General features: G+C 65.9%; 20 protein-coding genes. 8 read left to right on the top strand and 12 right to left on the bottom strand.

The window, feature by feature from the left end; all coding sequences use genetic code 11:
• The first annotated feature begins 95 nt into the window (after positions 1 to 95).
• Positions 96 to 527 (top strand): DUF1489 family protein, encoded by a 432-nt coding sequence (locus tag FDT80_RS12470; protein WP_138662644.1) that lies wholly within the window; start codon positions 96 to 98, stop codon positions 525 to 527.
• 161 nt (positions 528 to 688) lie between these two features.
• Here FDT80_RS12470 and FDT80_RS12465 read toward each other — a convergent pair whose 3' ends face one another.
• The 10 genes from FDT80_RS12465 to FDT80_RS12420 form a co-directional block, all read right to left on the bottom strand.
• Positions 689 to 2,509, bottom strand: coding sequence for an AMP-dependent synthetase/ligase (locus FDT80_RS12465; protein ID WP_138662643.1), 1,821 nt, complete (start codon positions 2,507 to 2,509; stop codon positions 689 to 691).
• 11 nt (positions 2,510 to 2,520) lie between these two features.
• Positions 2,521 to 3,318 carry an ABC transporter ATP-binding protein gene (locus FDT80_RS12460; protein ID WP_138662642.1) on the bottom strand — a complete coding sequence of 266 codons (798 nt, stop codon included), beginning with the start codon at positions 3,316 to 3,318 and terminating at the stop codon, positions 2,521 to 2,523.
• Positions 3,319 to 3,388: 70 nt separating this feature from the next.
• A complete protein-coding gene (locus FDT80_RS12455) occupies positions 3,389 to 4,594 on the bottom strand; it encodes an ABC transporter substrate-binding protein (protein ID WP_138662641.1) in 1,206 nt (401 codons plus the stop codon).
• Positions 4,595 to 4,630: 36 nt separating this feature from the next.
• Entirely contained in the window at positions 4,631 to 5,701 is a 1,071-nt protein-coding gene (locus tag FDT80_RS12450) for a branched-chain amino acid ABC transporter permease (protein ID WP_138662640.1), read from the bottom strand.
• Complete coding sequence (locus tag FDT80_RS12445) at positions 5,698 to 6,702, bottom strand: branched-chain amino acid ABC transporter permease (RefSeq protein WP_138662639.1); 1,005 nt, start codon at positions 6,700 to 6,702, stop codon at positions 5,698 to 5,700. The genes FDT80_RS12450 and FDT80_RS12445 overlap by 4 nt, the downstream gene beginning before the upstream one ends.
• Before the next feature lie 127 nt (positions 6,703 to 6,829).
• Positions 6,830 to 7,591 (bottom strand): ABC transporter ATP-binding protein, encoded by a 762-nt coding sequence (locus FDT80_RS12440; protein WP_246039941.1) that lies wholly within the window; start codon positions 7,589 to 7,591, stop codon positions 6,830 to 6,832.
• A gap of 295 nt (positions 7,592 to 7,886) precedes the next feature.
• Positions 7,887 to 8,576: an ATP phosphoribosyltransferase gene (gene hisG / locus FDT80_RS12435; protein ID WP_138662637.1), complete on the bottom strand. Its 690-nt coding sequence runs from the start codon at positions 8,574 to 8,576 to the stop codon at positions 7,887 to 7,889.
• Positions 8,573 to 9,655 carry an ATP phosphoribosyltransferase regulatory subunit gene (locus tag FDT80_RS12430; RefSeq protein ID WP_138662636.1) on the bottom strand — a complete coding sequence of 361 codons (1,083 nt, stop codon included), beginning with the start codon at positions 9,653 to 9,655 and terminating at the stop codon, positions 8,573 to 8,575. The genes hisG and FDT80_RS12430 overlap by 4 nt, the downstream gene beginning before the upstream one ends.
• Positions 9,655 to 11,292: a histidine--tRNA ligase gene (hisS, locus tag FDT80_RS12425; protein WP_138662635.1), complete on the bottom strand. Its 1,638-nt coding sequence runs from the start codon at positions 11,290 to 11,292 to the stop codon at positions 9,655 to 9,657. Before hisS ends, FDT80_RS12430 begins: the two co-directional genes overlap by 1 nt.
• Positions 11,293 to 11,383: 91 nt before the next feature.
• Positions 11,384 to 12,187, bottom strand: a complete 804-nt coding sequence (locus FDT80_RS12420) for a crotonase/enoyl-CoA hydratase family protein (RefSeq protein ID WP_138662634.1) — start codon at positions 12,185 to 12,187, stop codon at positions 11,384 to 11,386.
• Positions 12,188 to 12,256: 69 nt separating this feature from the next.
• Here FDT80_RS12420 and FDT80_RS12415 point away from each other — a divergent pair, with 69 nt between their 5' ends.
• Positions 12,257 to 12,460: a SlyX family protein gene (locus FDT80_RS12415; RefSeq protein WP_138662633.1), complete on the top strand. Its 204-nt coding sequence runs from the start codon at positions 12,257 to 12,259 to the stop codon at positions 12,458 to 12,460.
• 6 nt (positions 12,461 to 12,466) lie between these two features.
• Here the strand turns inward: FDT80_RS12415 and FDT80_RS12410 are convergent, their stop codons facing one another.
• Both FDT80_RS12410 and dnaE read right to left on the bottom strand, forming a co-directional pair.
• The gene (locus FDT80_RS12410) at positions 12,467 to 13,156 is read right to left on the bottom strand and encodes a hypothetical protein (protein WP_138662632.1); all 690 of its coding nucleotides are present in this window, start codon (positions 13,154 to 13,156) and stop codon (positions 12,467 to 12,469) included.
• Between the two features lie 103 nt (positions 13,157 to 13,259).
• Entirely contained in the window at positions 13,260 to 16,772 is a 3,513-nt protein-coding gene (gene dnaE, locus FDT80_RS12405) for a DNA polymerase III subunit alpha (RefSeq protein WP_138662631.1), read from the bottom strand.
• A gap of 226 nt (positions 16,773 to 16,998) precedes the next feature.
• Between dnaE and xdhA the strand changes: the two genes are divergently transcribed.
• From xdhA to FDT80_RS12375, 6 genes are all read left to right on the top strand, one after another.
• The gene (xdhA, locus tag FDT80_RS12400) at positions 16,999 to 18,405 is read left to right on the top strand and encodes a xanthine dehydrogenase small subunit (protein WP_138662630.1); all 1,407 of its coding nucleotides are present in this window, start codon (positions 16,999 to 17,001) and stop codon (positions 18,403 to 18,405) included.
• Complete coding sequence (gene xdhB / locus FDT80_RS12395; protein WP_138662629.1) at positions 18,402 to 20,804, top strand: xanthine dehydrogenase molybdopterin binding subunit; 2,403 nt, start codon at positions 18,402 to 18,404, stop codon at positions 20,802 to 20,804. Before xdhA ends, xdhB begins: the two co-directional genes overlap by 4 nt.
• On the top strand, positions 20,794 to 21,729 hold the full coding sequence (gene xdhC / locus FDT80_RS12390) for a xanthine dehydrogenase accessory protein XdhC (protein ID WP_138662628.1): 936 nt from the start codon (positions 20,794 to 20,796) through the stop codon (positions 21,727 to 21,729). Before xdhB ends, xdhC begins: the two co-directional genes overlap by 11 nt.
• Entirely contained in the window at positions 21,726 to 23,240 is a 1,515-nt protein-coding gene (locus FDT80_RS12385) for an ABC transporter ATP-binding protein (RefSeq protein WP_138662627.1), read from the top strand. Before xdhC ends, FDT80_RS12385 begins: the two co-directional genes overlap by 4 nt.
• 75 nt (positions 23,241 to 23,315) lie before the next feature.
• On the top strand, positions 23,316 to 24,398 hold the full coding sequence (locus FDT80_RS12380) for an ABC transporter permease (RefSeq protein ID WP_138662626.1): 1,083 nt from the start codon (positions 23,316 to 23,318) through the stop codon (positions 24,396 to 24,398).
• The gene (locus FDT80_RS12375) at positions 24,399 to 25,319 is read left to right on the top strand and encodes an ABC transporter permease (protein WP_138662625.1); all 921 of its coding nucleotides are present in this window, start codon (positions 24,399 to 24,401) and stop codon (positions 25,317 to 25,319) included. It abuts the gene before it with no gap.
• Positions 25,320 to 25,322: the final 3 nt, after the last annotated feature.

Below are 25,322 nucleotides of genomic sequence, written 5' to 3'. Positions count from 1 at the left end.
AAACGCGGGTAGGCTTCAACACCTTGTGTGCGACGGCATGGGCACTAGCTTCGGATGCGAGGGCGTAATAGTGTCGCGCCCGTGGGGTGGATACGATGACAAAAACCGTGAATCTGATCAAGCTGTCGGTGGGAACCGAGACCATAGACGATCTTGCCGCGTGGCAGTCGTCGAGGCGCGCACAGACCCCCGACGGGCTGCCGCGCCACGTCACGCGCATGTGGCCCAAACGCGAGGCGGAGATCCTGAACGGGGGGTCGATCTATTGGGTGATCAAGGGGGTCGTGCAATGCCGGCAAACGGTGCTGCGGCTGGATGAATACATCGGCACGGACGGCATCCGCCGCTGCGCCGTGGTGCTGGACCCCGAGCTTGTCCGGACCCAGGGCAGCGTCAAGCGCCCGTTCCAGGGCTGGCGTTACCTGCCGGTCGCCGACGCACCGCCCGACCTGCCCAAGGGCCGCGAGAGCGAAGAGCCATTGCCCGCCGACCTGAACAGGGCGCTGGCGGAAATCGGCGTGCTCTGACCGACTGCCTCGTGTCGCGGCACGGAACCCCCTGACCACAGCCTGTCCGCAGCCTGTCCGCGCGGGTGACGTTACTCCCCTTTCGCATACAGGCACGGACCTCACGGCCCGGTGACCGCAAAATTCGAATGTTGCGGTTCGTTTTCTATGCAGGAAAACAGTTAGGCGTAGAGGCTTTCGATCTGATCGGAATAAATCTCGTAGATCTTGGCGCGGCGCACTTTCATCGTCGCAGTCACCTCGCCATCGTCGTGGTCCAGTTCCTTGGGCAGCAGATACACTTTCTTGATCTGCTCCACGCGGGCAAGGTTCTGGTTCTGGGTGTTGACCTCGGCATCGATCAGCGCCTGCACCTTGGGGTTCTCGGCCAGCGACCGGAAGGTGGTATAGGCGATCCCCTGCCCCTCGGCCCAAAGCCGCACAGTATCCATGTCGATCTGCACAAGCGCGCTGACATAGGGGCGCTTGTCGGCGATGACGATCACTTCCTTGATGAAATTGCTGGCCTTGATCACGTTCTCGATCAGCGCGGGCGACAGGTTCTTGCCGGCCGCGTTGATCATGATGTCCTTCTTGCGGTCCACCAGGCTCAGCGATCCGTCGTCGGCGATCTTTCCCACGTCGCCGGTGTGCAGCCAGCCGTCGATGATCGTCTCGGCGGTGGCCTTGGGGTTCTTGTAGTACCCCTTGAAGATCGTATCGCCCCGGAACAACACCTCGCCGTCCTCGGCGATCTTGGTCTCGACCCCAGGTACGGCGTATCCGATGCGCCCGTCGCAGTTGCCCCAGGCGGGCTGGATCGTGCCCACGCCAGTGGTCTCCGACATGCCCCAGGCTTCGCGGATGTTCACGCCGATACCACGGAAGAACGCCAGCAGATCGGCCGAAATCGGGGCTGCGGCGGAAATGGCGAACGTCGTGCGGCCAAGGCCCAGGTAGCTGCGGATATGGCGATAGACCAGGGTGTCCCAGAACGCATGCGCCGCCCTGTCGCCCGCACTCCAGCGGTCGCGGCGTTTCGCGCCGCGCGCCTGCGCGCCCTTCAACGCCATCTGCACCAGCGGGCGGCGGACCCGCCCGGCGGTCTGCGCCTGCACGATCACGCCCGCCTGCATCTTTTCCCAGATGCGCGGCACCCCGAAAAACACCTGCGGCGCGACCTCGCGCAAGTCCAGCGTGATGGTCCGCAGGCTTTCGCCGAAATTCATCACGAACTGGCGGCTCAGCGCGTTGATCACCGTCACCGCCTGCTCGGCGATGTGGCACAGCGGCAGATAACTCAGCACGTCGGTGCCGGGCCCGTAGTCGCCAAACACATCCGCCGCGTTGCGGCTGCCGGCGTGGATGTTGCCGTATGAAATCTCCGCCGCCTTGGGCAAGCCGGTCGACCCGGAGGTAAAGACCATCATCGCGGTATCCTGCGGGGCGATCGCGGCGCCGCGTGCGCGCAGGTCATCCGCGATCGGGCCCTGCAGCGCGCGGCGCCCGCGCGTCAACAGGTCGTCAAAGCTCAGCAGGCCGAGCGTGTCCTGCCCGCGCGTGCCCTTGGGGTTGAACACCACCAACTGGCGCAGGTTGGGCAGCTTGCCTTCCAGATCCACGATCTTGTCGAGCTGTTCCTGATCCTCGATGAACAGGATCGTGGTGTCGGAGGCATTGACCAAATGTTCGACCTCGGCCGCGGGGCTGGTGGGGTACATGCCCACGACGACGCCACCGGCCGCCGCGATGCCAAACTGCGCCTGCACCCATTCGGCTCGGTTTTCCGACAGGATGCCGACGTGACCGCCCGCTTCCAGTCCAAGATCCATCAGCCCGGCGGCGGTCGCTTGCATGATCTCCTGCAGGCCGGCCCATGTCACCTCGTTCCAGATGCCGAATTCCTTTTGCCGCATGGCAACGCCATCGGGGCGCGCGGTGGCGTGATCGGCCACCATCTGCACCAGCGATGCAAAGCTTTCGTCTTTCTGATCGAACGGCATGGCGTCCTCCCTCAGCTCAGCCAGCGCTTGCGGCGCTTGTAGTGTTTCACGTCGCGGAACGATTGCCGCGCGTCGCTGCCATCGTCGGACATCCCGAGATAGAATGACTGGATGTCCTTGTCGTTGCGCAGCTTGGCCACGTCGCCTTCCATGACGATCTGGCCGCTTTCCATGATATAGCCGTAATCCGCGACCCCGAACGCCACGCCCGCGTTCTGCTCCACCAGCAGGATAGAGGTGCCGTCCTCGGTGTTGAGCCGCTTGATGGTGTCGAAGATCTCCTCGACGATCTTGGGGGCAAGGCCCAGGCTCGGCTCGTCCATCAGGATCAGTTCGGGCCGCGCGATCATGGCCCGGCCAAAGGCCAGCATCTGTTGCTCGCCGCCCGACAGGTAGCCCGCGACCTGGCGGCGGCGTTCCTTGAGCCGGGGAAAGAAGTCGTAAACCTTGTCGTAGTCCGGCTTCACCTTGCGCTGATCGAGCGCGTATGAGGCCGCGATCAGGTTGTCCTCGACCGTCATCTCGGTGAACACCCGGCGCCCTTCGCGGACATGGAACAACCCCTGCTGCACCAGTCGGTCGGGCTGGATCGACATGATCGACTGGCCGTTGAACGAAATCCGCCCCTCGCCCACTTCGCCGTTCTCCAGCGCCAGAAGGTTGCTCGCGGCCTTGAGCGTCGTGGTCTTTCCCGCGCCGTTGGTGCCCAGCAGCGTGACGATCTTGCCATCCGGAACCTCGAGCGACAGGCCGCGCAGGGCCTGCACCGTGTGGTGATAGGTGACTTCGATGTTTTCAATCGTCAGCATTGGGGGCTCCGGTCGGTCAGGGGGGCCGCGCCCCGGCCGCATCGGGCCGGGACGTGACAGTCGTGTGGGATCAGACGGTCAGCCAGTCCGAGGACGGCGTGAACAGCGTCGTTTCCGCATCGTAGGTATAGACGCGGCCCGTGCCGATCTTGTTGTCCTTCATGGTGACCGGGCCGCCGAAAAAGCCGCCCATGTCGAAATCGCTGATGCCGGCAAGTTCTTCCGCCGCGCGGTCCGCGGTGATTTCCTCGCCCTTGTTGGCCACGCGGCGCAGCGCCTCGATCCCGAGGTTGAGCGACGCCAGCGACTGCAGGCCCCAGGTCGGCATGTAGTTTTCCAGCGGCGTACCCGCGAATGCCTTTTTCTGGAACGCAGCATAGCGCTGGTAGGCCGGTGCATCCGCGCTGTCGTAGGAATAGCGGTAGGGCATGACACCGGAATAGCCGCTGAGGAACGGCCCGGCTTCGGCGGTCACGCGGTCCGCGATCAGCTTTTCCATACCCCAGAACGTGCCGTGGAACTGCGTCGGCAGGCCGAACTGGCGCGCGCCGCCGATCAGTTGCGGCCAGACGCCGGTGACATAACCTTGCAGGATGCAGTGCTCGGCCCCCGATTGCGCCAGCTTGGTGACGTGCGTGGGAATATCGGCGCCCTGCGGTTTGGTGCTTTCCTCCAGCACGACCTTGATGCCCAGTTCCTCTGCGCGCTTGCGGCCATGCTCGATCGGGTCACGCCCGAATTCGGTGTTGGAGAAGATGAACGCCACCGTGGTGCCGCCCGCATCCTTGATGTTCTGAAGCAGGATGTCGACCTGATCCTCGTAGGAGGGGCCCGGCAGGTACTGGTAGGGGTTTTCCGCCGGATTGGCGAGGTCGGAGGCAAAGGAGGTCGAGCCCATGAGCGTCGCGTTCTCGCCCTTCAGCTCGGGCGCCACCAGCTTCATGAAGCCGGTGCTGTCGCCGTAGTACATCACCATGTTCGGCTCTGTCGCCAGCGCGCGCTGGTAGTTTGCAAGCGCCTTGGCGGGTACGTAGCCGCTGTCCTCGATCGTGGTGCGGATCGGCACACCGCCGATGCCGCCATCCTCGTTCACCAGCGCCTCGAACATCTTGAGCGCGGGCGATACCAGCTGGCCCGCGGTGGCGAAGGGACCCGTCAGAGGCAGCGACGAGGCCACGACATATTCGCTGGGCTGCGCGCGCAGGATCATCGGTGTGCCCATCACGGCGGTCGCCGCCGCAGAGGAGGCTAGGAAAGAACGTCGGTTGAGTTTCATGTGTAAAGCTCCCTGAGTGTGGCCTTGTTGATTGAATTATCCACGGGCAAACGGCCAACGGTTTGCAGCACGCAGAAGTCTGTCGGTGATCTGATTGATGCCAAGCGGTTCCTTCAGCAGGAACACCACGAGCAACAGGCCAAAGGCGATTTCCTGCAGCGGCGCGCGCAACTGCGCCATGCCGGCCGCGTCGCCGGTGATCGCGCCAAAGGTGATCTTGATCACCTCGGGCACCATCACGATGATGATGACGCCGAACACCGGCCCCATGGTGCGGCCCATGCCCCCGATGATAAGCGCGGCGACAAGCTCGAGGCTGAGGTTCAGCTCGAACTGCTCTGGCAGGATGCGGGCATAGAAGAATGCGAAGAGCGCGCCCGACAACCCGCAGAACGCCGCCGAGATGGCAAAGCTGGTCAGCTTGTAGCGCAACAGCGAAATACCGAGGATTTCCGCCGAATAATCCCGGTCGCGGATCGCGATGAACGCCCGGCCCACCCGGGTGCGGATCAGGTTCTGCGCCATCAGGATCGTGGCCAGGCCCACGACCGCGATCAGGCCGAACATCTCGCGCTTGGTATCCAGCTCCCAGCCGAGGATGTTCGGCACATTCGTGGTCAGGCCCACCATCCCGCCTGTCCAGGGGGCAAAGACCTCCTGCTCGATCAGGAAGATGACGATGAAGTTCGCGCTGAGCGTGGTGACAGCCAGGTACAGCCCCTTGACCCGCAGCGACGGCAGGCCCACCACGATGCCGATGCCCGCAGCCAGCGCCACGGCAAAGGGCACCGACAGAAACGGCATGATCCCGGCGGGCAGCGTGCCGGTGAACACGTTGTTGAAGATCGTCACGGCATAGGCACCGATCGCGACAAAGGCCCCATGCCCCAGTGACACCAGCCCGGTATAGCCCGTCAGAACGTTGATCCCCACCACCGCGATCAGCAGCAGCCCCATCTTGGACGCGATCAGGATCGCATAGTCGTTGGCGCCCATCGTGAACAGCGCCAGAAGCACGATCATGCCATAGACGAACCCTTGCTTGTAGCGATTGTCGAGCACCCGCTCGTCGGCGCCATAGCTGGCCTTGAGGTTTGCGTTGATCATATCCGTTCAACCTCTTTTTGTCCGAACAGGCCATGCGGGCGCCAGATCAGCACCACCAGCACGGTGACGTAAGGCACGATCTCGGCCCAGTCGCCGCCCATTTTCCATTGCGTCATCGCTTCGAGCACGCCGACCGACATCGCGGCGATGAAGACGCCCACATAGCTGTCGAGGCCCCCCATCAGCACGATCGCCAGCACCGAAAACCCGAACAGGCCAAGCGAGGGCGAGATGCCGTTTCGCGTAGCCAGGATCGCCCCCGCGATGGCCCCGGTGGTCGAGGCCAGAACCCAGGCGCGGCTGAACACCTTGGGCACCGAAATTCCCATCGAATAGGCGGTCGACTGATCCTCTGCGGTGGCGCGGATGGCGATGCCGCCCTTGGTGTAGCGCACCCACAGAACGATACCGCCGAACATCAAGAGCGCGATCACCATGTTCACCAGATCCGCCCCGAAGAGAAAGATCATCGTCCCGAACATCTCGAACCGCAGCGGCGTGTTGGGGGCGATGGTCGGCACGAAATCCGCATCCGCCGTCCAGATCAGCTGCGCGCCGCCCGACAGGATCGAGATCAGGCCCACGGTCACCATGATCATCGCGAAAACCGACTGCCCCATCAGCGGGCGCATCAGCACCCGTTCGATGATGCGGCCCAGAATGGCGTTGCACACCAGCGCACCGGCCAGACCGAACACGATCCGCGGCAGGTTCGCTGCCCAGTCCAGCACCGCGCCCATGGGCGAGAACATCGTCAGCCCTTCGCGCATTTCGGTCATCCACCCCGGTTGCCAGCTGGCCAGCCAAGCGGGCGCCCAATCCATCCCCGGGAAGATCACCGCGAAGGTGTAGTAGAAATAGGCCCCGAACATGATCAGGTAGCCATGCGCGAAATTCACCACCTTGGTGGCCTTGTAGACCGACACGATCCCGACGGCGATCAGCGCATAGATCGCGCCGCTCATCAGGCCGTTGATGGCATATTGTGCGATCTGTCCCATCAGCACCCCCTTGTTGAAGCCGGCGCGAAAGATCGCCGCCGCGACCCGAAGTTTTCGAAAACTCCGGCCCGGTCATTTCGAGAAAACCGGCGCGCTGACCGGGCTTGGGTTCTCCGCACCCCGTGGGTCATGCCGCGGCCCCCAGGTAGGCTTCGATCACCGCGTCGTTGCGGCTGACCTCGGCGGGGGTGCCGCTGGCGATCTGCTGGCCAAAGTTCAGCACCACGATCTGGCTGCAGATGTCCATGACCATGTGCATGTCATGTTCCACCAGCAGAACGGTCGTTCCGAATTCGTCCTGCACATCCAGGATGAAACGCGCCATGTCGGCGGTTTCCTCGCGGTTCATGCCCGCGACGGGTTCGTCCAGCAGCAACACCTTGGGCCGCATCGCCAGCGCGCGGCCCAGTTCGACCCGCTTTTGCAGGCCGTAGGGCAGCATTGTGATCGGATACTTGCGGATGTGGTCGATCTCGAGGAAATCGATCACGCGTTCCTCGATGTCGCGCCGCAGCTCCAGTTCTTCGCGCCGGGCCGCGCCGAAATAGCGCAACGCCTGCCAGACGCCGGTCTTCAGGCGGGTGTGGCCGCCCAGCTTGATGTTGTCGAGAACGGTCATGCCGCGAAACAACGCGATGTTCTGGAACGTGCGGGCAAGGCCAAGCTCCGCCCGCTTGTCCGGGCTCAGGCCCGTGATGTCATTGCCCTCGAAACTGACGCTGCCCTGGTCGGGGGTGTAGAAGCCCGAGATCGAGTTGAAAAGCGAGGTCTTGCCCGCGCCATTGGGGCCGATAACGCCTGTGATCTCGCCTTCGCGGGCCTCGAAATTCACGCCTTGCAGCGCCTTGATCCCGCCAAAAGACAGATGCAGGTTTTCGATTTTCAGCACGTGGTGCGGTCCTCCCAAACCGTCCGCCCGGTGTGACACGCCCGGTCGACTTTTCCTGTCCGACCGCACCGCAGCGGATGAGCGGTTGCGCGGGCCGGATCGCCTTTGGCGCGCACCGTTGCATTTGGCGGAATGTGTCGCAATGGGCGAATAATGTTTCTTTTTGTTGCGCAGCGGCGCTTTCGCCGCACGCCCGCCGCACTGACGGCCCAACCGGATGATTTCATTACTGAAATCCCCGGCATGCCGTAGCGTCATTGGACCAAAAGGTCTAACGCTGCGTCAGCAGCGGGGCCTAGCCCAGCCGGGCGGTAAAGGTGGCCAGCGTGGCGCGGTCGGCGTCCTCCAGCTCGGCCACCCGGCTGCGCCAAAGCGTCGCCTGACTGCGCAGGATCGGTCCATCGCTCAGCACTTTCAGATGGTTGGCGCGCAGGGTCTCGCCGCTCGAGGTGATATCGGCAATCGCCTCGGCGGTCTCGTTGGCCACCGTGCCTTCGGTCGCGCCCTGACTGTCGACCAGCGCATAATCCGCCACGCCGCCCTGACGCAGGTATTCGCGCACCAGGCGGTGATATTTCGTGGCGATCCGCAGCCGGAACCCGTGGCGCGCCCGAAAGGCCGCCGCGACCGCGTCCAGATCGTCGAGCGTATCGACATCGACCCAGGCCCTCGGCACCGCCAGGATCAGATCGGCATGACCAAAGGCAAGCTCCTCCATGGGGCAGACCTGCTGCTCCCAAAGCGGCAGCTTTTCCTGCACCAGATCGGTGCCCGTCACCCCCAGATGAATGCGCCCGGCGGCAAGTTCGCGCGGAATTTCCCCCGCCGACAGAAGCACCAGCGACATACCGTCGATCCCCTCGACGGAGCCCGCGTATTCACGCTCCGATCCATTGCGCGACAGGGTGATGCCGTGCTGCGCGAACCACTCGAACGTCTTTTCCATCAGCCGCCCCTTGGACGGCACACCAAGCTTCAGGGTCATGCCACGCCCTCCAGATCGAGCATCAGACCGGGGCGCATCACGCCGCCCACCGCCGGAATTTCGCCGCCATCGCCAAGCCGGCGGGTCAGCGCATCATACCGCCCCCCGCTGGCGATCGCGGGCAGGTCGGGGCGCGTGACGCTGTGAAAGCCAAAGACGAAACCGTCGTAGTATTCCATCGACGTGCGGCCATAGCTTGTCTCGAACGGCAGCGCGCCGACGTCGACGCCGCGCGCGGCCATGGCGTCGGCGCGCCGCGCGATACGGTCCACGGCTTCGGCGATCGCGGGCAGGTCCACCGCGAGATCGCGCAACTGCTGCAGGGCAAAGGGCATGGTTTCGCGCACCGCGAGCAGCGCTTCGATCAGTTCGACTTCATGCGCGCCGAGGGGGGCTGCGCTGGCATCCTCGCGCAGGGCGGCGATGCGCGCGTCGATCTCGTCCTGCCGGCGCAGGCCGATCATCGGGGCGGGCGACTTTGGCGGATCACCGGCCAGCAGGTTGCGCCGCGCGCCCGGCATCCGGGTCCGGCCCGCGTAGCGATCCAGCAGGGCCCGAAACCGCCGGGGCCGCCAGATGTGGCGCATCAATGCCGCGCGCCGCGCATCGGTTGTCCGCAGCCCCGCGACGGCAGCCATCAGCACGCCGATATCGCCTGTGGCCGCGCGCAGATCGAGATGCGCCAGCGCGTCGCCGATCAGCGCGAACACCTCCGCATCCGCGCCCGCCGGGTCGGCACGGTCGAACACCTCGTATCCCACCTGCACGTATTCATTGGGCCGGTCGGGGTCATGTTCCTGGCGGCGGAACACCTCGCCCGCGTAGGTATAGCGCGCAGGCTCGGCGCCGTGGCTCATGTGCATCTGCACCACGGGAACGGTGAAATCCGGGCGCAGCATCTGTTCGCCGCGCAACGCATCGCTGGTGACATAGGCGCGCGCGCGAATGTCCTCGCCGTACAGATCCAGCAGCGCGCCCGCCGGTTGCAGGATCGGCGGCTCGACCGGAACGGCGCCCTGCGCCTCGAACATCGCGCGCAGCGCGCCGGCGCGCGCCAGGGTCTGGGACCGGTTGGGCATCAGCGGTGCGCGTCCAGGATTTCGCGGACCTTGGCCACCATCTGGTCGCGCGGCACCTCGTATTGGCTGGGGCGGTCTTTCCATTCCTCGAGCGTCGCGCTCTCGGCGATCTTCGCTCCGAGGATCAGGTCCTTGATCTGCACCACGCCCTTGTCGAACTCGTCGCCCCCCGCGATCACCGCGACCGGGCTGCCGCGCTTGTCGGCGTACTTGAGCTGGTTGCCGAAGTTCTTGGGATTGCCCAGGTAGACCTCGGCGCGGATGCCCGCCTGGCGCAACTCGGCCACCATGGCCTGATAGTCGGCCATACGCGCCTTATCCATCACCGTCACCACGACGGGGCCTGCTTCGGTCTGTTGCATCCGGCCCTTGGCGTGCAGCGCGGCCAGCAGCCGGTCCACCCCGATGGAGATGCCTGTGGCGGGCACTTCCTGCCCGGTAAAACGCTTGACCAGATCGTCATAGCGCCCACCGCCGGCAACCGAGCCGAAGTTGCGCGGACGGCCTTTTTCGTCGGTGATCTCGAAGGTCAGCTCGGCCTCGAACACCGGGCCGGTGTAATAGCCCAGGCCGCGCACGACGGAAGGGTCGATGACGATGCGGTCAGGGCCGTAGCCTTGGGCATCGAGGAGTGCTGTGATCATTTCAAGCTCATCAATTCCTTGGTTGCCAACTAGAGAGTCGCCAACGAGCTTGCTGAGTTCTTCCAATACTAACAGGCCCGCGTAGCGCCCCGCGTTGAACCGTTCCTCAATAAGCTTCCAAGGTTCTTCGTGGTAGTCGAGTTCCGTCGCGATCCAACTAGCTAGCAATCCATCTTCCCGTTTCGCAGCGTTCCTTAAGTCATCAAGGGTTTTTGCCCTTGCTCGTTCTTTGGAAGTAAGAAAACCCATCACCACATCAGCCTGTTCTGCACTCAACCCAGCCCCTGCCGCAAAATCCCCACTCTCATCCTTGCGTCCTTCGCCTAATAGCGCGCGTACGCCTTCGACCCCCAACCGGTCCAGCTTGTCGACCGCACGCAACACGATCCCTCGCTTGGCCGCCTTGTCCTCCCCGGACAGGCCCGCCACCTCCATCACCCCGTCCAGCACCTTGCGGTTGTTCACCCGCACCACGTAATCCCCACGCGGAATTCCCACCTCTTCGAGACAGTCGCAGAGCATCGCGCAAATCTCGGCATCGGCGGCCACGCTGGGCGCGCCCACGGTATCGGCATCGCATTGATAGAACTGCCGAAACCGCCCCGGACCCGGCTTTTCGTTGCGCCAGACGGGGCCCATCGCATAGCGGCGATAGGGCGTGGGCAGATCGTTGCGGTGCTGGGCATAGACCCGCGCCAGCGGGGCGGTCAGGTCATAACGCAGCGCCAGCCAGTCGCCCGGCTTGTCGCCCTCGGCATCCTCCTGCCAGGCAAACACGCCGGCGTTGGGGCGGTCCACGTCGGGCAGGAACTTGCCCAGCGCCTCGACCGTCTCGACTGCCGCACTTTCCAGCGCGTCAAAGCCATAGCGATGATAGACCGCCGCGATCTTGCGCAGCATTTCGGCGCGCTGGGTCACTTCCGCGCCGAAATAATCGCGGAACCCCTTGGGCGTATCCGCCTTGGGGCGCGGGGTCTTCTTTGGCTTGGCCATGCTGGCGGCTCCTCGCGGGTCTGACATTGCGCGCGGCATAGCCCAAGGGCCGCTGCGGGGCAAGGTCGCGCGGCCCGGATCGCACGGGGCGTCAGATGACGTCGAAATCGCCGCCCCGGCCGCGCCCGGCGGCAAAGCGCGCGGCGCCCGCCTGCCCTTCGGCATGAAACAGCGCCGAGGAGCGCCATTCGCGGCGCAGCGCTTCGGCCAGGTCGGCGGGCGCCATGCGCGCGCTCAGGTGATCGGCGCGCAGGCAGCCCTGGGGAAAGCGGGTCAGATCCTGCGCCAGCGCCATCGCCACGGTCACTGCCGTGCCCCACGTGGTGACGCGGTCGGCCAAGCCCATCGTCAGCGCCTCGGCCGCGGTCACCCGGCGGCCCGTCAGGATCAGGTCGTTGGCGCGGCCCTGCCCCACGAGGCGCGGCAGGCGCACCGTTCCGCCGTCGATCAGCGGCACGCCCCATCGACGGCAATAGACACCCATCACGGCGCCTTCGGCCATCACCCGCATGTCACACCACATCGCCAATTCCATGCCCCCCGCCACGGCGGGCCCTTCGATGGCCGCGATGACGGGCTTGCGCAGCATCAACCGGCTTGGCCCCATCGGCCCCGGCAACGGCTGCGCCATCGGATCGCTCCAACCCTGCGGGATGTCCAGTCCGGCGATCCAGTCGGTGGCGCTGCCATCGGCGGCGGTTTTCAGATCGAAGCCCGCGCAGAACGACTCTTCGGTGCCGGTCAGGATGATGACGTCGCATTCGTCGTCCCGGTCCGCCGCGAGCATCGCATCGTACAGCGCCTGCGCGGTGGCGGGGTTGACGGCGCCACGCGCCTCGGGCCGGTCGATGGAAATCACCGCGACCCGCCCCTGTTGCGTAATCCGAAGTGTCATGGCAAAGCCTTTCGGTCGCTTGCATCCAGTGCCATCTTACCTCATGGCGCGCCCAAAAAGGAGCCCTTCATGGCCCGGACCGATCAGCTTGAAGAGCAGATAGCCCACCTGACCCGCGCGGTCGATGACCTGTCGGATATCGTCGCGCGGCAGGAAAGCGAAATTGCGATCCTGACGCGCCGGGTCGAGATGCTGATGCGGCGCGAGGGCGAACGCGAGGCCTCGCAGTCGGGCGGCGTGGTCATGGGCGACGAACGCCCGCCGCATTACTGACCACTCTCAGGGCTGCGCCTTGATCGCGCTGGCCATGACCTCTCCGTCGTGCAGCAGGATATCGGACCAGCGCGAGGTGCCGCCAAAACGCTCGTAGGTGCTGATGAAGACGGTGTTGCGCTCCAGCCGCTTGATCCGCGATCCGCAGGGCTTGCGCTTTGCCGCGCCGCACACATCGCGCTTGATATCCTCATAGGCGCTGTCCGTCGCGCTGTAGGGGTAGGCATCGCCGGGCCGGCCGTAACGCAGTTTCTCATGCATCGACGGCGCCCCGAAAAGCGCGAGCGATGCCGTGAACTGGCGCGGACAGCCGTCGGAAAAGCCGGTCACGTAAAACGTCCGCGGCGCGGTGCTGTTGGGGAATGTGTCGTGCAAGGTATAACCGCGCCCGCGGGTCGGGAATTTTTCGACCTTCTTGCCCAGTTTGGCGCCCCTGGCACCGCAGACGCGCGCCACGGTGCCATAGGGCAGAACCGTGCCCGGTGGCACGTCGCCCTCGGCGCGACGCGCGTCGACACCGCCGAACAGGCCGGAAAAATACCCCTCGCGCGCGATCTCCTGCGCGTCGGGGACGGCGTTGGCCACCGGGTCGGTTTCGGCCAGATCGACATCCGAAATTCGGTCCACGCCGGCCAGCGGATCCCCGCAGGCGGTCAAAAAGCCCAGTGCGCACAGCGCGGCGACAGGTTGTTTCATTCCAAGAGCCTCCCCAAGCGATTGGAGAGACGGTCTTAGCGTGCTTGCGCGCCAAGGTCCACCGGATCGGCGCCGACACGCTGACGCGGCGGCGCGCGGCGCATCAGATTTCCTCGACCTCGAGCACGCCAGACAGCGATTTGATCGCGCCCTTTATCTGTGGCGTGACCGGAAATTCCTGCCCCAGATCGACCTCGACCTCGCCGGGAAGGCTGGCGTCCATCAGGCAGAACTGGATCGGCCCGCGCCCGGCGGCCTTGGCGGCATGGGCCGCGCCGTCCAGCACGCTGGCCACCGCCGCGATGGCGCCCGGCTGATCAACGAAAATCCTGAGGCCGATGCCGCCCACGTCGGCCACCGCCATGTCGATGGGCGCCACCGACCGCGCCAGCAGCTTAAGCTGATCGCTCTCCATCGTCGCCTCGACGCCGACGACGACCTTGGCCCCGGTTTCCAGGTGATCGCGACATTTCTCGAGCGTGTCGGAAAAGATCGTGACCTCGTAGGCGCCCGTCGTGTCGGAGAGTTGCGCAAAGGCAAAGCGGTTGCCGCGCGCCGACTTGCGTTCCTGCCGCCCGGCCACCACACCCGCAAGTTTTGCCACCAGCGGCCCGCGCTCGGCCCTGGCGTTCACCTCGTCCAGCGTCATGACGCCCTTGCGTTTCAGCGGCCCCATGTAGTCGTCGAGCGGATGGCCCGACAGGTAAAAGCCCACCGCCTTGAATTCCTCGCTCAGCCGTTCCGCCGGCAGCCAGTCGTCCATCGGATGCAGGCGCGGTTCGGGCAGGTCGTCGCCCGCCTCACCGAACAGCGACACCTGGCTGCTGGACTTTTGTTCGTGGATCGCGGCGGAGTAGTTCACCAGCGCGTCCAGCGCGCCAAAGACGCGGCGGCGGTTGGGATCGAGCGCATCGAACGCACCCGAGCGGGCCAGCATTTCCAGCGGACGCTTGCCCACCCGTTTCAGATCGACGCGGCGCGCCAGGTCAAAGAGCGTGGCGAACGGCTTGTCGCGCCCCTCGACCTTGCGGCCCTCGGTGATCAGCTTCATCGCCTCAACGCCGACGTTCTTGAGGGCGCCCAGCGCATAGACAAGCGCGCCGTCGACCACCTTGAATGTCGCGTCCGAGCGGTTCACGCAGGGCGGCACCCAGGGCAGTTCCAACCGTTTGCGGACCTCTTCGAAATACGTCGCCAGCTTGTCGGTCAGATGGATATCGCAATTCATCACCCCGGCCATGAATTCAACCGGGTGGTTCGCCTTCAGCCAGGCCGTCTGGTAACTTACGACCGCATAGGCCGCGGCGTGCGATTTGTTGAAGCCGTAGTTGGCGAACTTCTCCAGAAGGTCGAACACCTCCGACGCCTTTTTCTTGTCGACGCCGTTCTCCATCGCGCCCTTTTCGAACTTGGGGCGCTCCTTGGCCATCTCCTCGGCGATCTTCTTGCCCATCGCGCGGCGCAGCAGGTCGGCGCCGCCCAGGCTGTAGCCCGCCATCACCTGCGCGATCTGCATCACCTGTTCCTGGTAGACGATGATGCCCTGGGTTTCCTCGAGGATGTGATCGATCAGCGGGTGCACGCTTTCACGTTCGCGCAGCCCGTTCTTGACCTCGCAATAGGTCGGGATGTTCTCCATGGGGCCGGGACGGTACAGCGCCACAAGCGCCACGATATCCTCGATGCAGGTGGGTTTCATCCGCTTCAGGGCATCCATCATGCCCGAGCTTTCCACCTGGAACACCGCGACCGTCCTGGCGCTGGCGTAAAGTTTGTAGGACGCCTCGTCATCCAGCGGAATCGCCCCGATGTCGTCGATCAGGTCCTCGGGCGGCGCGAACAATTCGGTGCCGTCGGCGGCAATGTGCAGATGCCGCCCCGCCGCCTTGATCTGATCCACCGCGTTCTGGATGACCGTCAGCGTTTTCAGACCCAGGAAATCGAACTTCACCAGCCCGGCCTGTTCAACCCATTTCATGTTGAACTGCGTCGCGGGCATGTCCGACCGCGGGTCCTGGTAGAGCGGCACCAGGGCATCCAGCGGCCGGTCGCCGATCACGACACCGGCGGCATGGGTCGAGGCGTTGCGCAACAGCCCCTCGACCTGCTGGCCATACTCCAGCAGGCGGGCGACGACCTCCTCGTTGCGGGCCTCCTCGCGCAGGCGCGGCTCGTCCGCCAGCGCCTTTTCGATGCTGACGGGTTTCACACCCTCCACCGGGATCATCTTGCTCAGGCGGTCCACCTGCCCGTAAGGCATCTGCAGCACGCGCCCGATGTCGCGCACCGCGGCCTTGGACAGCAACGCGCCGAAGGTGATGATCTGGCCCACCTTGTCGCGCCCATATTTGCCCTGCACGTATTGAATGACCTCCTCGCGGCGATCCATGCAAAAGTCGATGTCGAAGTCGGGCATCGACACGCGTTCGGGGTTCAGGAACCGCTCGAACAGCAGGTTGTAGCGCAGCGGATCCAGATCGGTGATCGTCAGCGCATAGGCCACCAGGCTACCCGCGCCCGACCCGCGCCCCGGCCCGACCGGAATGTCGTGATCCTTGGCCCACTTGATGAAATCGGCCACGATCAGGAAATAGCCCGGAAAGCCCATTCCCTCGATGATCCCCAGCTCGAAATCGAGCCGCTTTTCGTACTCCTCGACGCTCACGGCATGGGGGATCACGGCCAACCGGTTGGTCAATCCTTCATGCGCCTGCCGGCGCAATTCCTCGATCTCGTCATCGGCGAACCTGGGCAGGATCGGATCGCGGCGATAGGCCTGAAAGGCGCAGCGTTTCGCGATCTCCACGGTATTGGCAATGGCCTCCGGCAGGTCGGCGAACAGCGTGATCATTTCCGACTGCGACTTGAAGTAATGCTGCGCGGTCAGGCGCCGGCGCGGATCCTGCTGATCGACATAGGCCCCCTCGGCGATGCAGATCAGCGCGTCATGCGCCTCGTACATCTTCGCGTCGGGGAAATAGACGTCGTTGGTGGCGACCAGCGGCAGATCCATCGCATAGGCCATCTCGACAAAGGGGCGTTCGGTCAGGCGCTCGGCCTCGGGTTGGCCATCCTCGCCGGGATGGCGCTGCAACTCGACGTAAAGCCGGTCGCCAAAGGCCGCCTTGAGCCGGTCCATCAGCGCCTGCGCCGCGGGCTGCTGGCCGCCCTGCAACAACTGCCCCACCGGCCCCTCCGGCCCGCCCGTCAGGCAGATCAGGCCGCCGGAATACTGCTCGAGCTCCTCCGCCGTGACCTGCGGCAGCGCGCCCGCCTTGTCGATGTACAGGCAGGAATTCAGCTTCATCAGGTTCATGTAGCCGACCTCGGTCTGCGCCAGCAGAACCAGCGGCGCCGGGTCGCGCGGTCGCTCGCCGGGCCGTGTCTCGACATACTCCAGATCGACCTGGCACCCCAGGATCGGCTGCACACCCGCCCCGGACATGGCGACCGAATATTCCAGCGCCGCGAACATGTTGTTGCTGTCGGTAAGCGCCATCGCGGGCATGCCGGCCCTGCGGCACAGATCGGGCAGCTTTTTCAGCCGCAGCGCCCCTTCCAGCAACGAATATTCCGAATGGGTGCGCAGGTGAATGAATCGCGGATCTTGTGTCATGCCGCCATCCTAGGCTGCCGCGCCCGCCCCCGCCAGAGCCGACGCAATCGCGTCCCCGATTTTCGCCATGCCCCACCTTCCCCGGCGCCCCGTGGCCAGTTCCCCCTTGCCAAACGCGGCACGGCGCGCATAGCCTTTTCAGCGACACTTGCCCGCCCCGCCTTCTACGCCGCATCGAACGCGGGGCATCCCAAAGGGCCATCCGGTACCGCGGCGGATCTGATCTATGGACATTGCGTTTCGCCTGAACGGAGAAACCGTGGAGCTGCACGATGTGGCGCCCACCACAACCCTGCTCGACTGGCTGCGCGAGGACCGCGGCCTCACGGGCACCAAGGAAGGCTGCAACGAGGGCGACTGCGGCGCGTGCACCGTCATGATCACCGACGCGGACGGCGCGCGCGCGCTCAACGCCTGCATCCTGTTCCTGCCGCAGCTTGACGGCAAGGCGGTGCGCACCGTCGAAGGCATCGCGGCCCCCGACGGCACCCTGCATCCGGTGCAAAGACAGATGATCGACCACCACGGCTCGCAATGCGGCTTCTGCACGCCGGGCTTCATCGTCGCCATGGCCACCGCGCATCTCAACGGCGCCACAGATCATGACGTGCAACTGGCCGGCAATCTCTGCCGCTGCACCGGATACGCCCCCATCCTGCGCGCCGCCCGGGCCGCCCAAGGCGCGCCGGTTCCCGCCCACATGCGCGACGCCCCCCTTCCAAATGGACAAAATACCGCCGGGGGGGACGCCGCAGGCGGCCGGGGCGGGCAGCCCCCCCGACACCTCCACCCCGCGAATTCCGACGAATTGGCGCGCTGGTACGCCGACCACCCCGACGCCACGCTGGTCGCGGGCGCCACCGACGTCGGCCTGTGGGTGACCAAGGAGTTCCGCGACCTCGGCCCCCTCGCCTTTCTCAACCGCTGCGTCGACCTGCGCGGGATCACGCAGGACGACGACACAATCCGCATCGGTGCGATGACCACCCTCACCGAACTTGAGGTCGCGATGGCGCCGCTGCATCCTTCCTTTGCCGCGATGATCCGGCGCTACGGGTCGGTGCAGGTGCGCAACGCCGCCACCATCGGCGGCAATATCGCCAACGGATCCCCCATCGGTGACGGGCCGCCCGCGCTGATCGCGCTTGGCGCCACGCTGCACCTGCGCCGGGGCGACACCCGCCGACGGATGCCGCTCGAGGATTTCTTTCTCGACTACGGCAGACAGGACCGCGCGCCGGGCGAATTCGTCGAGGCGATCGCGATCCCGCGCCAGCGCGACAGCCTGCGCTGCTACAAGCTGTCCAAACGCTTCGATCAGGACATCTCGGCGGTCTGCGGCGGCCTGTCGATCACCGGCGACGGCACCACGATCACCGGCGCGCGCCTTGCCTTTGGCGGGATGGCGGCCACGCCCAGACGCGCCGCCCACGCCGAGGCCGCGATGATCGGCCAGCCGTGGTCCGAGGCGACGATACGCGCCGCGATGGACGGGCTGACACGCGATTTCACGCCCCTGTCGGACATGCGCGCCAGCGCCGCCTACCGGATGCAGACCGCGCGGAACATGCTGTTGCGCTATTTCCACGACGCCGGCGGCGCGCCCGTTTCGGTGCAGGGGATCTCGGCATGAGCGTCACGAGGTCCCTGGCCCATGACGCCGCCGCCCTGCATGTCACCGGCGCCGCGCACTATGTCGATGACATCCCCACCCCCCGGGGCACCCTGCATCTGGCCTTTGGGCTCAGCACGGTCGCCGCCGGCACGCTGGACGCGATGGACCTTGAGCCGGTGCGCGCCGCCGCCGGCGTGGTGGCCGTGCTGACCGCCGCCGATCTGCCCTTTGCCAACGATGTATCCGCATCTGCGCATGATGAACCGCTCCTGGCCACCGACCGGGTGCATTACGCGGGCCAGCCGGTGTTTCTTGTGGTGGCGACCTCGCACCTGGCCGCCCGCCGGGCGGCGCGGCTGGGCGAGATCCGCATCACCGCCACCGATCCGATCCTCGGGATCGACGACGCGCTGGCGGCGGATGCGCGGTTCGAGGACGGCCCCCGCGTCTATGGCCGCGGCGCGCCGGAGGCCGCGATCGCCGGCGCCCCGCACAAGGTGTCCGGCCGCCTGCACATCGGCGGGCAGGAGCATTTCTATCTCGAAGGGCAGGCCGCCCTTGCCCTGCCGCAGGAAGGCGGCGACATGGTGGTGCACAGCTCGACCCAGCACCCCACCGAGATCCAGCACAAGGTGGCCGAGGCGCTTGGCCTGCCGATGCATGGCGTCCGGGTCGAGACACGGCGCATGGGGGGAGGGTTCGGCGGCAAGGAAAGCCAGGGCAACGCGCTGGCCGTGGCCTGCGCGGTGGCGGCACACCGGACCGGGCGGCCCTGCAAGATGCGGTACGACCGCGACGACGACATGACCGTGACCGGCAAGCGGCATGATTTCCGCATCGATTATGCCGTCGGGTTCGACGCGGATGGCGTGGTGCAGGGGATCGAGTTCACCCATTACGCGCGCTGCGGCTGGGCGCAGGATCTGTCGCTGCCGGTGGCCGACCGCGCCATGCTGCATGCCGACAATGCCTATCATCTGCCGAATGTGCGCATCACGTCGCACCGCTTGCGCACCCACACCCAAAGCGCCACCGCCTTTCGCGGTTTCGGCGGGCCGCAGGGGATGCTGGGGATCGAACGGGTGATGGACCATATCGCAACCCACCTGGGCCGCGATCCGCTGGATGTGCGGCGCGCGAACTTCTACCGCGACGCGCAGGGGCCGGACTATCCGCCGCAGGACATCCCGCCGCGCGATCCACCGCGGACCGACCGCGATCTGGCCAGCCGGGGCGCGCCGCCCGACGCCCCCGCCCATGTGCCCGCGCCCCCCGCCGGCACACAGACCACGCCCTATCATCAGGCCGTCACCGACTGCATCATCGGCGCGCTGACGCGAAAGCTGGCGCAGACAGCCGACTACGACACGCGCCGCCGCGCGGTCGCGGACTGGAACGCGGCAAACCCGCTGCTGAAACGTGGCATCGCGCTGACGCCGGTGAAATTCGGGATCTCCTTCACGCTGACGCATCTCAATCAGGCCGGGGCGCTGGTGCATGTCTATCAGGACGGTTCGATCCATCTCAATCACGGCGGCACCGAGATGGGCCAAGGCCTGTTCCAGAAGGTCGCGCAGGTCGCCGCCGCGCGCTTTGGCGTCGATGTGGCGCAGGTGCGGATCACCGCGACCGACACCGGCAAGGTGCCCAACACCTCAGCGACCGCGGCCTCGTCGGGCAGCGATCTGAACGGCATGGCGGTGCAGGCCGCCTGCGACACGATTCGCGACCGGATCGCGGCGCACCTGGCCGAGCGTCACCAGGCGGACCCGTCCGACGTCCGCTTTGCCGAAGGGCGCGTGACGACGGCGGGTGGCGATTACTCCTTTGCCGAAGCGGCGCGCTCGGCCTACGAGAACCGGATCAGCCTGTCCGCCACCGGGTTCTACCGGACGCCCGGCATCGAATGGGACCGGATCAAGGGCCGCGGCCGGCCGTTTTTCTATTTCGCCTATGGCGCGGCGGTGACAGAGGTCGTGATCGACACCCTGACGGGCGAGAACCGCATCCTGCGCGCCGACATCCTGCATGACGCAGGCGCATCGTTGAACCCCGCCATCGACATCGGCCAGATCGAAGGCGGCTATGTTCAGGGCGCGGGATGGCTGACGACCGAGGAACTGGTGTGGGACGACGCGGGCCGGCTGCGCACCCACGCGCCATCGACCTACAAGATCCCGGCGTTTTCGGATCGGCCCGACGTGTTCAACGTCGCGCTGTGGGACGCGCCCAACCGCGAGGACACCGTCTATCGGTCCAAGGCCGTGGGCGAGCCGCCGCTGATGTTGGGCATTTCCGCCTTTGCCGCCCTGGCGGACGCGGTGCGGTCCTGCGGGCCGGCCTACGGTGATTTGCAGGCCCCCGCCACGGCAGAGGCGGTCCTGGCCGCCATCGGGCGGGCGCGCAATGGGGTTTGATCGCGACGCCCTGATCGCGGCCTGCCGCGCACGGCCCCGCGTGGCGCGCGTCGTGGTGGCGCAGGTGCGCGGATCGGCCCCGCGCGAGGTGGGTGCCGCGATGCTGGTCTGGGCGGACGGGCAATCGGGCACGATCGGCGGCGGCACGCTGGAGCACGACCTGACCCTGGCCGCGCGCGCCCTGCTGGGCACAGGCGGCGACCGGCTGACCCGCCATGCTCTGGGTCCGGACATGGGCCAATGCTGCGGCGGTGCGGTGCAGGTGCTGACGGAAGTCTACGATCTGGAGCGCGCGCAGGCGCTTGCCGCCGATCTGATCGCGCGCGGACCGGGCCCCGAGCCGCTGGCGGTGACGCGGATCAGGGCGCAGGCGCGCGGCACCGGGCAGTTGCCCGACCCGCGCCTGATCGATGGCTGGATGGTCGAGCCGGTCGCACGGCGCGACCGCGCGATCTGGATCTGGGGCGCGGGCCATGTGGGCCGGGCCCTGGTCGATGTGCTGGCGCCGCTGCCGGACGTGGCGATCACCTGGATCGACAGCGATTCCGCCCGGTATCCCGAAACGATCCCCCACGGCGTGACGCAACTGCCCGCCGCCGACCCCGCGATGCTGGTCCGCCATGCACCGGCGCAAGCCGAGCATCTGATCGTGACCTATTCCCACGCTCTCGACCTCGCGCTGTGTCATGCGCTGCTGGGGCATGGCTTCGGCTTTGCGGGGCTGATCGGATCAGCGACCAAATGGGCGCGGTTCCGGAACCGCTTGCGTGATCTTGGCCACTCAGACGCGCAGATCGCGCGCATCACCTGCCCCATCGGACACCCGGAACTGGGAAAACACCCGCATATCATCGCAATAGGGGTTGCCCAAGACCTGCTGTCATTGGCACAAACGCCCCAGCGCAACATGAGTAGCCTTGCATGACCGCCCTTTTGTCCCTGTCCGGTCTGACCAAGGCCTACCCCGGCGTGATAGCCAACGATGACGTATCGCTCGACATCGCGGCGGGCGAGGTGCACGCACTTCTGGGCGAGAACGGCGCGGGCAAATCCACGCTGGTCAAGATGATCTATGGGTTGGTCATGCCGGACACGGGCAGCATGGCGATGAACGGCGCGCCCTATGCCCCGGCAGAACCGCGCGCGGCGCGGGCCGCCGGCGTCGGCATGGTGTTCCAGCACTTTTCGCTCTTCGATGCGCTGAGCGTGGCGGAAAACATCGCGCTCGGCATGGAGCACGCGCCCAAGATGCGCGAACTGTCGCGCCGGATTCGCGAGGTGTCGGACACCTATGGCCTGCCGCTGTCACCGGACAGGATCGTCGGCGACCTGTCGGCGGGCGAACGTCAGCGGGTCGAGATCATCCGCTGCCTGCTGCAGGATCCCAAGCTGCTGATCATGGACGAACCCACCAGCGTGCTGACCCCGCAGGAAGTCGAAATCCTGTTCCAGACCCTGCGCAAGCTGAGTGCCGAGGGCACCGCGATCCTGTATATCTCGCACAAGTTGGAGGAAATCCGGTCGCTGTGCGACAGCGCGACGATCCTGCGGCTGGGCCGTGTTGTCGGCACCTGTGTCCCGCGCGAGACCACGGCGCGCGACATGGCCGAGATGATGGTGGGCAAGGTCTTGGCGACGCCGACACGCGCCACGTCGCAACTGGGCGATGTGGTGCTGTCGCTGAACGGGCTGTCGCTGCCCTCCCCGCACGCCTTTGGCATGCCGTTGCGCGACATCCATGTCACGCTGCGCGCGGGCGAGGTGCTTGGCATCGGCGGCGTCGCGGGCAACGGTCAGGACGAATTGCTCGCCGCATTGTCGGGCGAAATGACGGCCGGACCGGGGATGATCGCGCTCAAGGGCGAGGATATCGGGCGGCTGGGACCCACGGCGCGACGGGTCCGCGGGCTTTTGTCCGCGCCCGAGGAACGGCTGGGCCATGCCGCCGCACCCGACATGTCGTTGACAGAAAACGCCATGCTGACCGGCGCCGCGCGCGAGGGGCTGGAGCGGCGGGGGATGTTGGATTGGGCCGCGGCGCGCAGCTTCGCCAAGCGCATCATCGCGGAATTCGACGTGCGTACGCCGGGCCCCGGAAATGCCGCGCGGTCGCTGTCGGGGGGCAATCTGCAGAAGTTCGTGATCGGCCGCGAGGTCTTGCAGCGGCCCGACGTGCTGGTCGTCAACCAGCCGACCTGGGGGGTCGATGCCTCTGCCGCCGCGGCCATTCGCCAGGCGCTGCTGGATCTGGCGACGGGCGGCGCGGCGGTGATCGCGATCAGCCAGGATCTGGACGAGTTGATGGAGATATCGGACCGGTTCGCCGCGCTGAACGAGGGCCGCCTGTCGGATCCGCGCCCCGCGCAGGGGCTTTCGGTGGAGGAGATCGGGCTGATGATGGGGGGCGCGCACGGCATGGAGGTGGCGCATGTCTAGGCGATTGCACCAAAAGAGTTTTCTGGCCTCCGGCGGCGGTATTTTCATCCATTTGGAAGCCAGGCAGGTGCGCCTGTGATCCGGCTGGAGAAGCGCCCCGAGCCCAGTCGGGGATTTGCCTGGGCGGCCCCCATACTGGCGGTGATCGCGACCTTCTTTTTCGGCGGGCTGCTGTTTGCCTTTCTGGGCAAGGACCCGGTGCAATCCATCGTCACGATTTTCTGGCAGCCGCTGTTCGGGGAATTCGCGTTCTACTATCGCCCGCAACTGCTCATCAAGGGGGCGCCCTTGGTGTTGATCGCGATCGGGCTGAGCCTTGGGTTCAAAGCGGGGATCTGGAATATCGGGGCCGAGGGACAGTATATCATGGGCGCGCTCTTTGGCGCGGGCGTGGGCCTGGCCTTCTACCCGGCACAGAGCGCCATGGTCTTTCCGCTGATGGTGTTGGCCGGGGCGTTCGGCGGCTGGGTCTGGGCGATGATCCCCGCTGTGCTGAAGGTGAAATTCGGCACCAACGAGATCCTGGTGTCGCTGATGCTGGTCTATGTGGCCGAGCAGTTTCTGGCGTCGATGTCGCTGGGGCTGATGAAGAACCCCGAAGGTTTCGGCTTTCCGGGCAGCCGCAACCTGCAGCAATACGCGAGTGCCCATAATGCCGAGATCGTTGCCGACACCGGCATGCATTGGGGAGTGGTGGCGGCAATCATCGCGGTGATCTTCGCCTATGTGCTGCTGGCGCGGCACAGGCTGGGCTTTGCCATCCGCGTCACCGGCGACGCGCCGCGCGCCGCCCGGTTTTCGGGGGTGAACCCGTCGCGGCTGATCCTGTTCTGCCTGGGGACCTCGGGCATGCTGGCCGGGCTTGCGGGGCTGTTCGAAGTGTCGGGACCGTCGGGCGTGGTCAGCATCGATTTCAACGTGGGCTATGGCTTTACCGCGATCATCGTGGCCTTTCTGGGGCGCTTGCATCCTGTCGGCATCCTGCTGGCGGGGCTGCTGATGGCACTGACGTATATCGGCGGCGACATCGCGCAAAGCCAGATGGGCCTGCCTGCCGCCGCGATCCAGGTGTTCCAGGGCATGCTGCTGTTTTTCCTGCTGGCCTTTGATCTGTTCACGAATTTCCGGCTGCGGCTGGGCCGGGTGGAGGTTGCGTAAGTGGATCTGTCGGTCATCAATCCCGTTCTTCTGATCGCCGCGCTGATGAGCGCGGCGACCCCGATCCTGCTGGCGGCCACGGGCGAGTTGGTGGCCGAGAGGGCCGGCGTTCTGAACCTTGGCGTCGAGGGGATGATGATCGTGGGTGCGATTTGCGGCTTTGCGGTCGCGGTGGAAAGCGGATCGCCGGCGCTCGGCTTTGTCGCGGCGGCGGCGGGCGGCGCGCTTCTCAGCCTGCTGTTCGCGTTCCTGACGCAGGTCACGCTGGCCAACCAGGTCGCCTCCGGGCTTGCGCTGACGTTGTTCGGACTGGGGCTTTCGGCGCTGCTGGGCCAAGGCTATGTGGGGGTGAAGCCGCCCAGCATGCCGGACGTGAATTTCGGGGCGCTGGCCGATATTCCTATCCTCGGGCGGATCCTGTTCAGCCATGATCCGGTGCTGTACTTCGGGCTGGCGCTGGTGGCGGCGGTCTGGGCGTTGCTGAAATTCACCCGCGCGGGGCTCATCCTGCGGGCGGTGGGCGAAAACCACGACGCCGCCCATGCGCTGGGGCTCAAGGTCGTGCGCATCCGGGTGCTGGCGATCTTGTTCGGCGGTGCCTGCGCGGGCCTGGGCGGTGCCTACATCAGCCTGATCCGCGTACCGCAATGGACCGAAGGCATGACCGCCGGTGTGGGCTGGATCGCGCTGGCGCTGGTGGTCTTTGCCAGCTGGAAGCCCTGGCGCGTCTTGCTGGGTGCCTATCTTTTTGGCGGCATCACTCAATTGCAGCTTAATCTGCAGGGTGCGGGCGTTGCCATTCCGGTCGAATATCTGGCAATGTCACCCTACCTTGTCACCATCCTCGTGCTGGTGATCCTCTCTGCGGACAAAAGCCGGGCGCCTGCCTCGCTTGGCCGTATTTTCCACGCCTCAAGCTAGGGG

The organism is Sulfitobacter sabulilitoris (assembly GCF_005887615.1).
Taxonomy (GTDB): Bacteria; Pseudomonadota; Alphaproteobacteria; order Rhodobacterales; family Rhodobacteraceae; genus Sulfitobacter_E; species Sulfitobacter_E sabulilitoris.
The sequence above is the reverse complement of the archived record's forward strand: the minus strand, read 5'-3'. Positions and strand labels throughout refer to the sequence as shown.

Bases quoted from the DNA above. Each gene is read 5' to 3' on its own strand.
- FDT80_RS12470 (WP_138662644.1), top strand. From the start codon at position 96: ATGACAAAAACCGTGAATCTGATCAAGCTGTCGGTGGGAACCGAGACC.
- FDT80_RS12465 (WP_138662643.1), bottom strand. From the start codon at position 2,509: ATGCCGTTCGATCAGAAAGACGAAAGCTTTGCATCGCTGGTGCAGATG.
- FDT80_RS12460 (WP_138662642.1), bottom strand. From the start codon at position 3,318: ATGCTGACGATTGAAAACATCGAAGTCACCTATCACCACACGGTGCAG.
- FDT80_RS12455 (WP_138662641.1), bottom strand. From the start codon at position 4,594: ATGAAACTCAACCGACGTTCTTTCCTAGCCTCCTCTGCGGCGGCGACC.
- FDT80_RS12450 (WP_138662640.1), bottom strand. From the start codon at position 5,701: ATGATCAACGCAAACCTCAAGGCCAGCTATGGCGCCGACGAGCGGGTG.
- FDT80_RS12445 (WP_138662639.1), bottom strand. From the start codon at position 6,702: ATGGGACAGATCGCACAATATGCCATCAACGGCCTGATGAGCGGCGCG.
- hisG (WP_138662637.1), bottom strand. From the start codon at position 8,576: ATGACCCTGAAGCTTGGTGTGCCGTCCAAGGGGCGGCTGATGGAAAAG.
- FDT80_RS12430 (WP_138662636.1), bottom strand. From the start codon at position 9,655: ATGCCCAACCGGTCCCAGACCCTGGCGCGCGCCGGCGCGCTGCGCGCG.
- hisS (WP_138662635.1), bottom strand. From the start codon at position 11,292: ATGGCCAAGCCAAAGAAGACCCCGCGCCCCAAGGCGGATACGCCCAAG.
- FDT80_RS12420 (WP_138662634.1), bottom strand. From the start codon at position 12,187: ATGACACTTCGGATTACGCAACAGGGGCGGGTCGCGGTGATTTCCATC.
- FDT80_RS12415 (WP_138662633.1), top strand. From the start codon at position 12,257: ATGGCCCGGACCGATCAGCTTGAAGAGCAGATAGCCCACCTGACCCGC.
- FDT80_RS12410 (WP_138662632.1), bottom strand. From the start codon at position 13,156: ATGAAACAACCTGTCGCCGCGCTGTGCGCACTGGGCTTTTTGACCGCC.
- dnaE (WP_138662631.1), bottom strand. From the start codon at position 16,772: ATGACACAAGATCCGCGATTCATTCACCTGCGCACCCATTCGGAATAT.
- xdhA (WP_138662630.1), top strand. From the start codon at position 16,999: ATGGACATTGCGTTTCGCCTGAACGGAGAAACCGTGGAGCTGCACGAT.
- xdhB (WP_138662629.1), top strand. From the start codon at position 18,402: ATGAGCGTCACGAGGTCCCTGGCCCATGACGCCGCCGCCCTGCATGTC.
- xdhC (WP_138662628.1), top strand. From the start codon at position 20,794: ATGGGGTTTGATCGCGACGCCCTGATCGCGGCCTGCCGCGCACGGCCC.
- FDT80_RS12385 (WP_138662627.1), top strand. From the start codon at position 21,726: ATGACCGCCCTTTTGTCCCTGTCCGGTCTGACCAAGGCCTACCCCGGC.